The sequence below is a fragment of the Asaia sp. W19 genome (genome assembly GCF_003994335.1).
Lineage (GTDB): Bacteria > Pseudomonadota > Alphaproteobacteria > Acetobacterales > Acetobacteraceae > Asaia.
This window is the reverse complement of the sequence record NZ_PNQZ01000025.1, coordinates 26,603-40,050: the sequence shown is the minus strand read 5'-3', so window position 1 is coordinate 40,050 and position 13,448 is coordinate 26,603. Positions and strand designations below refer to the sequence as shown.

11 protein-coding genes are annotated in these 13,448 nt (G+C 60.4%); 4 read left to right on the top strand and 7 right to left on the bottom strand.

The window, feature by feature from the left end; all coding sequences use genetic code 11:
* Positions 1-161: 161 nt before the first annotated feature.
* On the top strand, positions 162-1,565 hold the full coding sequence (locus C0V97_RS06115; RefSeq protein ID WP_199751673.1) for an RtcB family protein: 1,404 nt from the start codon (positions 162-164) through the stop codon (positions 1,563-1,565).
* A 129-nt stretch (positions 1,566-1,694) separates the two neighbouring features.
* Here C0V97_RS06115 and C0V97_RS06110 read toward each other — a convergent pair whose 3' ends face one another.
* A complete protein-coding gene (locus C0V97_RS06110) occupies positions 1,695-2,612 on the bottom strand; it encodes a formyl transferase (RefSeq protein WP_127101732.1) in 918 nt (305 codons plus the stop codon).
* Between the two features lie 130 nt (positions 2,613-2,742).
* Positions 2,743-3,228 (bottom strand): hypothetical protein, encoded by a 486-nt coding sequence (locus tag C0V97_RS06105; protein ID WP_127101730.1) that lies wholly within the window; start codon positions 3,226-3,228, stop codon positions 2,743-2,745.
* A 171-nt stretch (positions 3,229-3,399) separates the two neighbouring features.
* Between C0V97_RS06105 and gap the strand changes: the two genes are divergently transcribed.
* From gap to C0V97_RS06090, 3 genes are all read left to right on the top strand, one after another.
* Positions 3,400-4,419: a type I glyceraldehyde-3-phosphate dehydrogenase gene (gene gap, locus C0V97_RS06100; protein ID WP_127101728.1), complete on the top strand. Its 1,020-nt coding sequence runs from the start codon at positions 3,400-3,402 to the stop codon at positions 4,417-4,419.
* Positions 4,420-4,446: 27 nt separating this feature from the next.
* On the top strand, positions 4,447-5,664 hold the full coding sequence (locus C0V97_RS06095) for a phosphoglycerate kinase (RefSeq protein ID WP_127101726.1): 1,218 nt from the start codon (positions 4,447-4,449) through the stop codon (positions 5,662-5,664).
* Between the two features lie 161 nt (positions 5,665-5,825).
* Positions 5,826-6,278, top strand: coding sequence for a hypothetical protein (locus tag C0V97_RS06090; protein ID WP_127101724.1), 453 nt, complete (start codon positions 5,826-5,828; stop codon positions 6,276-6,278).
* Positions 6,279-6,299: 21 nt separating this feature from the next.
* Here the strand turns inward: C0V97_RS06090 and C0V97_RS06085 are convergent, their stop codons facing one another.
* The 5 genes from C0V97_RS06085 to C0V97_RS06060 all read right to left on the bottom strand — a co-directional run bounded on the left by C0V97_RS06085 (position 6,300) and on the right by C0V97_RS06060 (position 13,219).
* Positions 6,300-6,950, bottom strand: a complete 651-nt coding sequence (locus C0V97_RS06085) for a response regulator transcription factor (protein ID WP_127101887.1) — start codon at positions 6,948-6,950, stop codon at positions 6,300-6,302.
* Positions 6,950-8,152 (bottom strand): sensor histidine kinase, encoded by a 1,203-nt coding sequence (locus tag C0V97_RS06080; protein WP_158625354.1) that lies wholly within the window; start codon positions 8,150-8,152, stop codon positions 6,950-6,952. The genes C0V97_RS06085 and C0V97_RS06080 overlap by 1 nt, the downstream gene beginning before the upstream one ends.
* Before the next feature lie 2 nt (positions 8,153-8,154).
* A complete protein-coding gene (locus tag C0V97_RS06070) occupies positions 8,155-10,620 on the bottom strand; it encodes a TonB-dependent receptor (protein WP_127101720.1) in 2,466 nt (821 codons plus the stop codon).
* A gap of 149 nt (positions 10,621-10,769) precedes the next feature.
* On the bottom strand, positions 10,770-12,515 hold the full coding sequence (locus tag C0V97_RS06065; protein WP_127101718.1) for a ShlB/FhaC/HecB family hemolysin secretion/activation protein: 1,746 nt from the start codon (positions 12,513-12,515) through the stop codon (positions 10,770-10,772).
* Positions 12,512-13,219, bottom strand: coding sequence for a hypothetical protein (locus tag C0V97_RS06060; protein WP_127101716.1), 708 nt, complete (start codon positions 13,217-13,219; stop codon positions 12,512-12,514). Before C0V97_RS06060 ends, C0V97_RS06065 begins: the two co-directional genes overlap by 4 nt.
* Positions 13,220-13,448: the final 229 nt, after the last annotated feature.

Below are 13,448 nucleotides of genomic sequence, written 5' to 3'. Positions count from 1 at the left end.
CACGATACGGAAAGATCGTTTCCAGAAAATCCGCAAATTGAAAACTCGAAATAAATCATATAAATCAATTCCCTAGAAGGATTCCAGGATTTCCTATCGGCAAAACCTTTCCCGCTCCATGCTGAGACCAGAAGCATCAATCGAAGAGAAAGGACATGAACATGACCGCGCCCATGGAGATCGACGGGAAAGTTCTTATTGGCTGGGGCCATATGCCCGGCCCTGGCTTTGGAGCCGTGCTCGACAGGGCGCGCGCACTCGCAGCGCAGGGCGACGACGAGGCCGCCATTCGCGCTGCGGTGCCCCCTCCGCCGCTGCCCGAGAAGCTCTCCTTGCAGGAAGCGGCTACCATTCCGCTACATATCTCGCTCGACGCGGACACACAGGACGAGGCGGAAAACCGTGAGCGCGTGATCGACACGATGCGTACCCTTGTACGCACCCCGACCGTGGTTGCAGCAGCGATCATGCCGGATGCCTGCCCGGCGGGACCGCTCGGCACAATCCCCGTCGGCGGCATTGTGAGCACGCGCAATGCGATTCATCCTGGCATGCATTCGCCCGATATCTGCTGCTCGGTCATGATGACGGATCTTGGGCCGGTAGATCCGGGCACCGTGCTCGATGCGGCTGCGGGCATCACGCATTTCGGCGCAGGCGGGCGCGATCAGGGGCGGCGCTTCACCTTGTCACTCGATCTGCTCGATGCATTTCGTGCCAATCCGTTTCTGGGTCATCAGAAGATGCTGCATACGGCGCAGGCCCATATGGGCACGCAGGGCGATGGCAATCACTTCCTGTTCGTCGGTCGGTCTCGCGCGACAGGTCATACCGCTCTTGTGACGCATCATGGATCACGCGGGCCAGGGGCTCAGCTCTATCGCGCCGGAGTGGAGGTGGCAGAACGCTGGAGGCGACGTCTCTCACCCGAGACGCTGCGCCAGAACGCCTGGATTCCGGCCGATAGTGATGAGGGGCGCGATTACTGGCGGGCATTGCAGATCATCCGTCGCTGGACCAAGGCGAACCACAATGCCATTCATCAGGCGGTAACGGAGACCCTGCGCCTCACCCCGGTGGAGCGTTTCTGGAATGAGCATAATTTCGTTTTCGAGCGCGACGGTCTGTACCATCATGGCAAAGGCGCTACCCCCGCCTGGGGAAGCTATGCCGATGACGCGACGGGCAAGGTGCTGATCCCGCTGAACATGGCCGAGCCAGTTCTGGTCGCGCGGGGACGCAATGCCGCTCATGCGCTGGGCTTTGCGCCCCATGGTGCAGGGCGCAACATGTCACGTACCGAGCATCGTCGGCGCATGGGCGATGCCACTCCCGAGGCCCTGCTCGCTGCCGAGACACCCGGACTGGATATCCGGTTCTCGGGCGGCAGGATCGATGTGTCGGAACTCCCGTCGAGCTACAAGCGGGCGTCGAGCGTCGTGGAGCAGATCGGGCGATACGGCCTCGCCGATATCGAGGATTATATCGACCCCGTTGGCTGCATCATGGCGGGGGACATGCCTCCACCCTGGATGAGCGGGCATCGCTCGGGCCGCAGAAGTTAGAAAAGTCCGAGGTCTGTCGCTACCGGCATGCTGTGTGATGGCGACAGATACGCCCGATGGCGGGTTGTGCCGATGTCGTTGCCTGCAATCGTCAAGCAGGATCGGCTGCGTCGACAGAGCGCGGGCGTGTCATGACAGGCCGAGACGCCTGCGCAGCTTGCGTATCTCGCGTCCGGCCTCGATCACCAGGCCATGAGGGGAGAGTTCAGTGCGCTTGATATCGAACAGTGTGACCTCTCCCACGGCAGAAAGTGTGTGCATGCCCTCATTGTAGGGGGCATAGGTCGCGGTAATGGGCAAAGCCGCGCCCGCGCGAGTCTTGATACGCTTTGTCGTGAGCTCATCGAACCAGAGCGGCCGGATCGCCCCGCCATAGGTCCGGGCGCAATCCTGCACGGGAAGCATGAGCCGCCCATCGATCATCACGGGGGTTCCCCCCGCTCGGGCGCTTGAGGGGTCGATGCGGACAGGATTCTGGTGATGACGCGTCCAGGGCCCATGCAGGGTTCGGGCATAGGCTACATGCAGGCGGCTCGGCGCCTTCTTGGCGGCTTCCACCGGCGTGTAGATCAGCCACCAGAGACCCTCCTGAAAATGCAGGGTCGCATCGACCGCAATCTCGCCTCCGAGGTCGATCGTCGCTTCCGGGACCCAGCGATCCGGAAAGCGTTCGGCACGATAGAGGGTCTGCGTGCCGGAGCGGTGCGCTTCAGGGAGCATCCAATAACTCCCTTCGGCCTCGATCACCTGCGGATAGGACAGATGCCATGGCTCACGCAGGACGACCTCGTTCCGGAGCAGTGTGTAAGCCCGGTCATAGACAAAGACTTCTATGGCGCCGATGCGATCACGATAATCATAGATCTCGAGAAAGATGTGCAGCATGTCGTCATGCCACACGCCGAACGGGTCAGCGCGGAACTGAAAGGCGCGAGGCATGTCAGGCAGGAAATGGCAGGGAATTCGGGACCAGTCGGACGTCTCGATCAGCGTGGCGAGCGGGGCTTCGAGAATGCCCGTCCGCCAGATATCCTTGCGCAAACCCATGATCATTCCTCCTTGGGCCAATATCGAGGGTGGTTAACACCCCCGCCCGGTTTACGGAATGGCCCAAAGCCGGATGTCATACCTTGGCCGCGATGAGGTCAGCGAGGGAGCGGCGCAAGAGAGTATCCGCCTAGCGCAAATCGATACGGATACGGCCCTTGGGGCTGGACGTGTCGGTTCTGGCCTCGATCTGCACCTGATTGATGGGGGCTCCCGCGGCCACGATCTGATCAGCCACTGCCTGGCCGTCCTGCTGGGTCAAGGCCTCGATCGACTTGACCTGTGCGACCGGACTTCCAGCCTCCGGAGACAGCACATTGACGACGAAAACGATGGTCGGCCTGCGCGACAGGGCCAGTTTCGTGCTGCGTTCGACGGCGGGAGCCCATTCCTCTTTCGGGGTGCCTGCCACGATCTGCAGGAACGGTGCCGGTGGCGGCTTGGAGGGCGGCGGCGGTGGAATATAGGGCTTGGGGGGCTTGCCCGCATTAGCGTTGAACAGGCGCTGGTCGGGTGGCGTACAGGCGGTCAATACGCCTGAAAACAGGCAAATGGCGATGCCTGCCAAAGCGCGAAATTTCAGAAAACCACAATTGGAAGCATTCGTCATCGTCATGACCTAGAGAACTTGCAGGAAGACCGGACACAAGCAAGAGAGCGGGAACAGAAAGACCAGTTTTCACGAAAATATCGATAAGATTCTTGGTAGCCCCCTCTCGTCTCGTCTTCCAAGGGTGCTATGGTTTCGCCTCTTATAACGAAACCGCCTACTGGCCGGGAGACTACAATGGCTGTGAAAATCGCGATCAACGGTTTTGGACGTATCGGACGTCTGGTGCTGCGTGGTATCATTGAAAGCGGACGTACGGATGTCGTGCCTGTCGCCATCAATGACCTCGGCTCGGTGGAAGAAAACGCCCATCTGCTGGCCTATGACAGCGTGCATGGCCGCTTCCCCGGTACCATTCGCGTCGACGGCAACAACCTGATCATCGAAGCCAATGGTCGCACCTATGGTCCGATCCGCGTTTCCGCCGAGCGCGATCCCACCAAGGTTCCGTTCCAGGGTGTTGACGTGGCCATGGAATGTACGGGCCTGTTCACCACCAAGGAGAAGGCTTCCGCCCTCATCACGGCTGGCGCTCGCAAGGTCCTGATTTCCGCTCCGGGCACCGATGTCGATGCCACCATCGTCTATGGCGTGAACAATGCCATGCTGACGAAGGACATGACGGTCATCTCCAACGCATCCTGCACGACCAACTGTCTGGCTCCTGTCGCCAAGGTGCTGGATGAGGCCTTCGGCATCGAATGCGGCTACATGGTGACCATCCACTCCTATACGGGTGACCAGCGCACGGTGGACACGCATCATCGCGACCCGCGCCGCGCTCGTGCCGCCGCGCTGAACATGATCCCGACCTCGACGGGGGCTGCCAAGGCCATCGGTCTGGTTCTGCCGCACCTCAAGGGCCGTCTGGATGGCACCTCGATCCGCGTTCCCACGCCGAATGTCTCCGTCGTCTCGCTCGATTTCATTCCGAGCCGCGCTCCGGCATCGGTTCAGGCCATCAACGACGCCCTGCGCGCCGCTGCCGAGGGCCCGCTGAAGGGGGTGCTCGACTATAATGATGCCCCGCTGGTGAGCAGCGACTTCAACCACTCCTATGCTTCCTCGACCTTCGATTCCACCCAGACGGCGCTGATCGATGGCGGCAAGATGGTGCGCATCTGCTCTTGGTACGACAATGAGTGGGGCTTCTCGAACCGCATGTCCGACACGGCAGCGCTTTTCGGCACCCTCTAAAAACCAAGAAAAACGGGAGTATAGCGCATGGCCAGTTTCCACACGCTCGATGACCTGTCTCCTGAGGGAAAGCGCGTTCTTCTGCGCGCCGACCTCAACGTGCCGGTGCGTGAAGGCGCCATCACGGACACGACGCGTATCGACCGCGTCATTCCGACCATCTGCGAGCTGGCCGACAAGGGCGCGCGCGTCATCATTCTGAGCCATTTCGACCGTCCCAAAGGTCAGGTCGTGCCCAGCATGTCGCTTGCTCCCGTGGCCGAAATGCTGGAATCCAAGATCCAGCACAAGGTGCATTTCGTGTCCGACTGCGTTGGACCGAAGGCGGAAGAAGCCGTTGCAAAGCTCAAGGATGGCGAAGTTTGCGTTCTCGAAAACACCCGTTTCCATGCGGGTGAGGAAAAGAACGACCCGGCTTTCACCGACATGCTCGCCCGTCTGGGCGACGTCTATGTGAATGACGCCTTCTCGGCCGCACATCGTGCCCATGCCTCGACCGAGGGTCTGGCCCATCATCTGCCGGCCTATGCCGGACGCCTGATGGAAGCGGAGCTGAACGCACTGACTGCAGCGCTCGAACTGCCGGAACGCCCGGTGGGGGCCCTGATTGGTGGCGCCAAGATCTCGACCAAGCTCGATCTGATCGGGAACGTGCTGGGCAAGGTCGATGTGCTGTTCATTGGCGGCGCAATGGCCAATACCTTCCTTGCGGCGCAGGGCGTTTCTGTCGGCAAGTCGCTTCAGGAAGCCGACATGCACGAGACGGCGCGCAAGATCATGGCGCAGGCCCAGGACGGCCAGTGCGAGATCATCCTGCCGGTTGATGCCGTGATCGCACGCGAATTCCGCGAAGGAGCCCCTTCGGAAGTGTGCGACATCAATGCGGTACCGGCGGATGCCATGATCCTCGATGCCGGTCCGAAAACCGTCGCGCTGATCAATGCGAAGCTCGAAGCCCTGAAGACTCTGGTCTGGAACGGTCCACTTGGCGCGTTCGAGATCAAGCCTTTCGACGCGGCAACCGTCTCGGTGGCTCAAAAGGCCGCCGCGCTGACAAAGGCTGGGCAGCTCAAGACCATTGCCGGTGGCGGTGACACGGTATCGGCCCTGCGCCATGCCGATGCAGCCGACAAGATGAGCTATGTATCGACAGCTGGCGGTGCCTTCCTTGAATGGCTCGAGGGCAAGCTCCTCCCGGGAATTGCGGTGCTGACCGACGCAGCACATAACGCCTTCCCGATCTGAGTATCCTGCCCGGACCGGTTGCATCACGTTTGATGTCGACGTGATACAATCGGTCCATTCCTGTTGCATCCGCTTTTCCTGCCTGATTACAGTATTCGTCGCTGGCCATCACACCGGCCCCCGGTAAATCGATACTGTTATCCGCAAGAAGGAACGCGTCGGTGCGTCTCTATCCTGTTCTGTTGCTCGGCCTGGTTGCCTGTGCCTTGCCTAGGCCTGTCTGGGCGGACGATACCGTGTCGCAGCCAGCGCCGTCTGCCTCTCATCACAGCATTCATCGGTCGGTCTCTGGGACCGGGCTTGGCGCTGTCTCCTCGTTCTCCCTCGACCCGGTCACGACCACCGAGCCACTGATCCGGCAGGCTTCCCTGACGGTAAAGGCGCCCATTACGTCAGCGGCCAATGGTTTCAGCGAAGCCCCTCTCCCCGATGAGGACATGGATGCGCCGAAGGAACACGGCGGCAATGACGACGCTACGCTGAAGGCCGATTTTTTCCAGCGCAACCATCATCAGGTAGGTGATGCGCTTTCTGGCGGGGCCGCTGCCAATGACCAGAGACGGGGCCATGGCTCGATGGCCGCCGGTGTAGCGGTTGCCATCCCGCTCAACTGAAGCATGCGGATCGGCCTTCCTTCAGCTTTCGAGTTCGGCTGGCGAGAGCCCTCTCAGACGATCCATCTCACGCACGAGATCGGGCAGCGAGCCCGCCTCCATCTTGCGCATGATTTGCGCGCGGCGCACTTTCACAGTGATCTCACTGACACCCAGTATTCCCGCCGTCTGTTTATTGAGCAGCCCCGTCACCACGAGACGGGCGACCTGCTTTTCACCCGCATTCAGGCTGCGCCAGCGTCCCAGAAGCGCCTCGCCTTCCGCCCTCTCTCGCCGTGATGCCTCATTGATTGCTAGGCCGCGCTGGATGGCATCAAGCAGATCAAGATCGCGAAACGGCTTGGTGAGGAATTCGATCGCCCCGTTCTTCATGGCCTCGACCCCCATGGCAATATCGCCATGGCCGGTGATGAAGACCACCGGATAATCCAGACCGAGCCCGGCCATGCGCCTGTGAAAATCCATGCCGGACAGGCCCGGCATCCGGATATCGAGGATCAGGCACGCAGGGCAGTTCTCTTTCGGCGCAACAATGAAGCTCTCCGCATCGGCGAAGCAGCGAACTTTTTGCCCAACCGCGCTCAACAGATCATCAAGTGCCTGACGGATCGAGGCATCGTCATCGACCACGTAGACGATCGTTTCTCCGGTAAGCCCATTTCGAGCATCCATCACGATTCCTCCTCGCGCGCCGCAGGGATACTGAAGCAGAACGCTGCCCCTTCGCGACGATCCTGAGCCAGCCAGATCCGGCCCTTGTTGGCTTCGATCAGTGTGCGGCTGATCGCGAGGCCAATACCTGTCCCTTCCTGCTTCGTGCTCCAAAAGGGCTCGAAAAGGTGATCCGTGAGGGTGGGGGCGATCCCGGAACCGTCGTCGCTCACCCGGCACAGGCAGGAATCATCCTCCTCCCATAGGGCGATCTCTATATGGCCGCCACCCGTACCCTGCACCGCGATTGCTTCGATCGCGTTGAGCAGGAGATTGCTCACAACCTGCTGAATCTGAACCGGATCTCCCCAGGCAGACAGAGTGCCCGCCTTGCAGCGGATACGTGCCGCGATGTCGTGGCGCTCAAGACGATGCTGAGCCATGGCCACCACATCCATCACAGCATCGACCAGGTTGAAACGCCGACATTCGGTCACCTTGCCACGTGTCAGATCCTTCATGCGTGTCAGGATATCAGCGGCGCGCGTCGTGTCGCGTATGATACGCTCGAGCGCGGCATTCGCGCGGTCGACATTTGGCGGTGTTGCGGAGAGCCAGCGCTGACACGCCTGCCCGCTGGTGGCGATGGCTGCGAGGGGCTGGTTGAGTTCGTGCACGATGGACGAGGTCAGACCACTGACCATCTGCGCATGAGCGATGCGTGCCAGCTGGGACTGTCCCTGCAGGGCCAGTTCCTTGGCATGCTGAAGCCGGATGGCAAGCCAGGCGGTGATGACGATCGCCGCCGAGCTGATCAGCAGATTGATCAATCCGGTGGCCGCGTTGCCATGCAGGGTGAAGGCGAAACTCACCCCGGTCAGGCCAAGACACAGGCAGCCAAGCCAGATCAGACTTCCGGGCCGAAAAGAGAAGGCGGCACCCAGCAGCACCACCGTATAGAGTACCGGTATCGCGATCTCGTAATGGGTGATCGTATCGGCAGCAAAAATGGCGGCCATGGCTAGGCCAAGCAGGATGGGACGGGTCGCACTGGCAACGGGTCGTGCACCATGCCCCCCCTTCCCGGAGCCAGAGCCAGAGCCAGAGCCCGAGCCCGAGCCGAGTGAACCGGGATAACGTGGCTCGGGACCCTGCCGTTTTCCCTGCCGGGCCATGCGGGCGACCATGCGGGCGGTCTCGGGCGTGCCGCTCCCTCTTCTCATGATCAGAACCTCGTACCCAGGCTGAAAACGAGTTGTCTCGGCGCCGAGCGCTGCATGGTCTGATAATCTCCGGAGAACGGGGCGCCGTCCACATTGAGGTTGCCGATCATCTTGCTGTTGAGCAGATTATAGACATCAAGACGCATGTCGAGCGGTGGCAAGCCTGCATGGCCAGGGCGTTTCCACGCAATATAGGCCGTAGTGTTCCAGTAATTCGGCCCCATGATGTCGTTGGTGTACGAGAAAGGACGGTCAAGATACACGACGCTCGTCGCACCGGCCTCGACCTGTCCGACATGCACAAAGGCCGAGCTTTGCAGAGACAGCGCCGGGTAACCCGGCTGGGCCTTTCCCCTGATCGGGAAGATCTCACCTCCGGCGACCAGATCGCCACCGTAACGGAAGCGACTGACCGAAAGTGACTGGCTGAGTGTCAGATACGGTCCCAGAGGCAGGCTGGCCGCGACATCTCCCCCCCAGATATGCGATGCCCGCACGATCCCGACGGTGTTGACCGGGCTGTGCAACGTGCCGATCGATGCGGAAACAAGCCGGTTCTCGACAAGCGAGAAGTACCCGTCCCATGACAATCTGAAGCGCCCCTCTTTTCGGTGTCCGCCGATCGTGACTGTCATGTCCTTTTCGGGGGCGATACGCGACAGGGCCTCATCGAAACTTGCCTGATCCGAAGCGGACCAGATCGAGGCGGAGTAGCCGATATTGCCGCGAGGCGACATGCGGTAGCCGCTCTGGGTCTGGGCGGCATCAATGAACAGATCCTGACGGGGCGACAGTGTCCAGAGCAGGGAGAGATGCGGCAGGAAGCCGTTTTGCGAGCGCAGATTCCCGCGGGGGGCGCCATCATCCCCAACACCGCCCCCCGAGGAATGCACATCTATTGCCTTGAACCCCAACCCCAGGAGCAGGGAGGGCGTGAGCTTCCAGTCGTCATGCAAGAAGATCTGGCGCGAAGATGTGTGCCAATGGGAGAGATTTTGTGTCTGAAAAGCGGGTCCGTAGCGATCAAACGGTCCGATAGCCCTGAGTGGTGCCCCAGTCCCCAGGAGCGGTTCGTTATACCAGGACTGATCGGCCACCGAACGCGATGTCTCCTGCCAGAGTCCTGCAGAAAGAAGATGATGGCCGATCCGGTAGTCGAGGGTAAGGCTGCCGCCGAAGCGCCGGACCGCAGAATGCCAGACCTGCTCTGAAAACGGGGCGCCAGTTTCGGAAGGGGTTGTCGGGTCTGAAACACTGGCGTCGGTATAAGTGCCCGCCCCGTAGAAAAGCGCCTTGCCGTAAAGGCGGTTCCCGATCCTGAAGCGATGAGCCAGGGACCCTATGAAATCCTGCGAGACCTGTCCGCTGTCATACGGGGTCAGGGCCGCACGCTCCGCACAGCTATAGGGACCGCATTGCGCCTCGGCATTTTCGGGACGCGCCATGTCGTAAGCCGCCCCATAATTCGGATAGGTGAAATCTGCGCCGCGCCAGCCTAGCTTGTCCAGCATATCGTGAGACACGTTGTTATAGCCCCAGACCTGCGCTTGCGAGGCCGAGAAAAAGGCGGTCAGATCGCCCCAGGCGACATCCTGCACCGCCTTGATATTGCCGCGCAGCATGTTCTGCGAGCCCTGCCCCTGATATTTATCCTTACTGATGCGCTGGAAACCGGCGAGCACACGCGGTCCCGACGTGCCAAGCGTACCAGATTGCCCTATGAGCGTCGTGACAAGGGTGTTGTTGCTGCCTACGGCCTGATTGACGGCAAGGCTGCGCGTTTCCGTGGGCGCCATGAGCGCGTAGCGAATTTCGCCGCCATTATTGCTGCTCGAATAGGTGCTCTCACGTGAGGTGCCAGGCGACACGACAATGGAACCGATTGTATCGGGGACGCTGATATTGAGCACATTTGTTCCGCTCAGCGTTCCGAAACTCGAATCATTCAGCGGAATGCCCTCAAAGAGAATGCCGAGTTCGTTCATATGAAACCCGCGCAGGAACAGGCTCGCATCGGACTCATCGAGACCGTAGGAATCCGAGGCCGTATAGGAAACACCGGGCGTCTGGGCGAGGAGTGCGAGTGGATTGGAACCACTCAGCGTATTGCGCCAGTCGGCCGGGGTCAGCACGGTCATATTGGGCTGGACTGCGCGATGGGCATCTCTGGCGACCCTGATGGTCTCGGTCTGGGACGCAGCAGTTTTTCCCGAAATCTGACGGTCCCCTCCTTTCGCCCGGCTGACAGTTCGGCCGTTTTTCCGATCTGCGGATCTGGCCGCGTTTCCGGCATGATTTTTCCCCTCAGAAGTGGCTTTTGCCGTCGCGATACGCTCCGCGGCCAGCGCAGCTTCACAGGGCAGGAGGAGCGGTAGCATCAGGCCTGCCATGCAGGCCGCCTGACGCGCGAAAATGGTCTGATTCCCACAGGAAAAGGCGATTTTCCGGAGATGCTTATCATGGCTCATGTCGAGATCTTCCCTGTTCGGGGATTCCCTAATGACAATACGCTTCTGATCAAATGCCCTCTTTGGTATGATCTCTCTATACCAAAGTATAGGTCTCGTATCCCAGGCAATACTTACTGGAGGTTACGACGGACGATACTTTATCCCCATCAGAATCCAGCGACGAGATTGAAGTCGCAGAACACACCTCGACTTCCTCGGCTGGCAGCCCGCCGGAGCCTCCAGCCAGCATCGACGCTCACATTCAGATGACGGTTGATCTTGCTGCTCAGCGCGGTGCCAAGGCTCGATAATGTCACGACACGCGGCCCTATCCCCGCAGGGTGAACCTGGGAATTATCGCCCCAGTCCCAGAAGGCACCCAACGTGTTCTTGTCATCAAGCGCATTCAGCCCGATCCATTTACCCAGAGAAAAGCCAAGTGTGTCGATTTCCTCGCTCGCCATCAGACCGCGACTGCCAAAGGAGGTATTCACGTAATACCCGCGCACGGTACCCATGCCGCCAATCATGAGCTGCTCACTGTAGAGCAGATTATGCGTGGCGCCCTGCCAGCCGAATTTCGTATTGGCCGTGAGACCGAAAGGCAGAGAAAGGGCGCGTTTCAGGAGCAGCCGGTCATAGGCGTAATTCGGCTTGGCGTTAGGAAAAATGGTCTCGTACCATCCCCTTTTGTTATAGGCGGAGATACCCGGCGGGCCATAGACAATCTGATTATTGATTTCGGTCTTGCCCCAAGGGTCCTGCACGGAGCCGATAAAGCCGAGAACGAACTGATTGGTCTCGGCATTGGCCAGAATGAGGGGCACGGCGGCGCTGAACTGGTCTGAAATCGTGGATTTCCAGTCGAACCCCGCTTGAACCGTGCCGTCCACACCAAACCGCGCCCCAAGGGCCAGATGGGGCAGCATGTGCAGCCAGCGTAACGAGGCCTGCCCCGAAATACCCTTATTGCTCAAAGGCTGGTCAGCCACCGGGTAAGAGACCGAATAATTGCCGAAAACCAGCAGGGCATCACGGGATGTAAGGGGAATTTCCCAACTTGCGTTATGACCGGTGAACCGCCCTGATACGCTGCGCTGCAATTGATAGGTCAGTGTCTGGCCAAGGTGGAATGCGTCTCCCCAGGAGACGCCCAAATCCCAGTTCAGCCGCCCCAAAGTAGGGTCGAGCTGGTTGTCATAAGCACCATACACGTAAAGCGGCAGGCGATCGGCCACGCGCAGATCAACATCGGTCACGCCGGGTTTGGTGCCTGGCCGATACACCATATCGACAGTGCGAAACGGGTTGGTGTTGAGCCAGCGCAGATCCGTCTGCAATGCATCGAGCGTCGACACCTGACCGCTGGAGAGACCGCTTTGCTGGCGGATGACACGGTCAGAGAACCACTGATTGCCGATCACGCGCAGGGCGCCGATGCGATATTCCAGCACGTCGAGACGCAGGACGCCCGCATGAACGCGTTGGGGGGGTACGCTGACGGTCACGAAGGCATGGGCTTTTTCGCGATAATACCCGACGACAATATCCACCAGTCCCTGCATCTGACCGAAGCTGAGGGAATGCCCGATGAAGGGCATGATCCGCTTGGAGAACGCAGCGGTTTCAAGCAAGGGTAGATTGACGGTAGTGAGCGCTCTGTCCCGCTCCTGTTGCGCGCTCATCCCCATCGGGGCGATAACCAGCGCCCGTAAAAGTGGTAAAGCCGGACGGGAGGAGCTAAGCGCCTGGGGAACGAGCGCCGGTTTTCGGGGGGCGGATGAGGAGAGTTCTGGCAAGGCAGAGGCAGCCCCACCCGGCCTGAGTATCGAACGCGCTGCGCTTTCATGCGGCAGGAGAAACGCCCCGGCGACCAGAATGATCAGGCCCGCTAAAGTGCGACGGCGCCTCATGGCTGCTCGCCTGCGGGTATGGCGGGCGCACCCTGCCGCTCAGAGGCATTTGTTGTCAGTTGTGGCGCCGCCTTTGCGGCCTGATCGGAGCTGAGCATCACGTCGCCACCAGGCAGAAGCGTGGCACGATCCACCTGTTGGACACCCTCGCGATTACCGGCCAGAGCAAAGGCATTCCCCCCCGCCGAGGCGAGAGACGCTGCAGCGTCTGCGATCATGGCCTGCTTACCCGCACCGCTGATACGGCAGGGATGGGGCAGCACATAGACGCCAGAGGGGCCGAAAGACGCGTTCATCGTGGCATAATTCCGCATATCCCCTGATGCGGGCGGTGCGTTCGATGAAGCGATTCGAGGGGCCTGTTTCGTCACCCCGATCATGACCGCCTCGCTCTTCCCCGCTCCGATCCCCGCACCATGAGAGCCGAGCAATGCTGGCTCGGCGGGTGCTCCGCCCGCTACGAACTGACCCGAAGCCACGGAAACGGGAGACGGGCATCCCCCCGCCACGGCCTTTCCGTCAGGACCGCTGACCACACCCTGAGGCGAAACCCGGTAGGTGATGCCGCCGAGAGAAACCTCGTTTTTCACCGGTGAAGGGCGATTACCCACCACGCTATCCAGTGTTGCATTGGCCGAAGCCGAGGCGCGCGCGCCGGGAGCAAACCCACCCGCCGATTGTGCGCCCTCAGTACGCTGCGCCATGCAGGGGATGCTGAGGAATATCGGAGCAAGCAGCGTGAGAACGGCTATGCTCTCCGGATGAAACACAGGGAGGCGAAGACGGCGCAACAGACAATCCGCAAGCAAGGAAAGAGGAGATACGGGCTTATATCACCTAACCGTGATGAAAGCGGGCCGTTCCCTACTCACCCGAAGGCGGAAGCTGTTGTGTTGCAAGGGGATCACGCGCCTGAATCCTGAGGTCTGTCCA

What these genes read in the sequence shown, in the direction of transcription:
- C0V97_RS06115 (WP_199751673.1), top strand. Translation starts at nt 162, where the DNA reads ATGACCGCGCCCATGGAGATCGACGGGAAAGTTCTTATTGGCTGGGGC.
- C0V97_RS06110 (WP_127101732.1), bottom strand. Translation starts at nt 2,612, where the DNA reads ATGGGTTTGCGCAAGGATATCTGGCGGACGGGCATTCTCGAAGCCCCG.
- C0V97_RS06105 (WP_127101730.1), bottom strand. Translation starts at nt 3,228, where the DNA reads ATGACGATGACGAATGCTTCCAATTGTGGTTTTCTGAAATTTCGCGCT.
- gap (WP_127101728.1), top strand. Translation starts at nt 3,400, where the DNA reads ATGGCTGTGAAAATCGCGATCAACGGTTTTGGACGTATCGGACGTCTG.
- C0V97_RS06095 (WP_127101726.1), top strand. Translation starts at nt 4,447, where the DNA reads ATGGCCAGTTTCCACACGCTCGATGACCTGTCTCCTGAGGGAAAGCGC.
- C0V97_RS06085 (WP_127101887.1), bottom strand. Translation starts at nt 6,950, where the DNA reads ATGGATGCTCGAAATGGGCTTACCGGAGAAACGATCGTCTACGTGGTC.
- C0V97_RS06080 (WP_158625354.1), bottom strand. Translation starts at nt 8,152, where the DNA reads ATGAGAAGAGGGAGCGGCACGCCCGAGACCGCCCGCATGGTCGCCCGC.
- C0V97_RS06070 (WP_127101720.1), bottom strand. Translation starts at nt 10,620, where the DNA reads ATGAGCCATGATAAGCATCTCCGGAAAATCGCCTTTTCCTGTGGGAAT.
- C0V97_RS06065 (WP_127101718.1), bottom strand. Translation starts at nt 12,515, where the DNA reads ATGAGGCGCCGTCGCACTTTAGCGGGCCTGATCATTCTGGTCGCCGGG.
- C0V97_RS06060 (WP_127101716.1), bottom strand. Translation starts at nt 13,219, where the DNA reads ATGGCGCAGCGTACTGAGGGCGCACAATCGGCGGGTGGGTTTGCTCCC.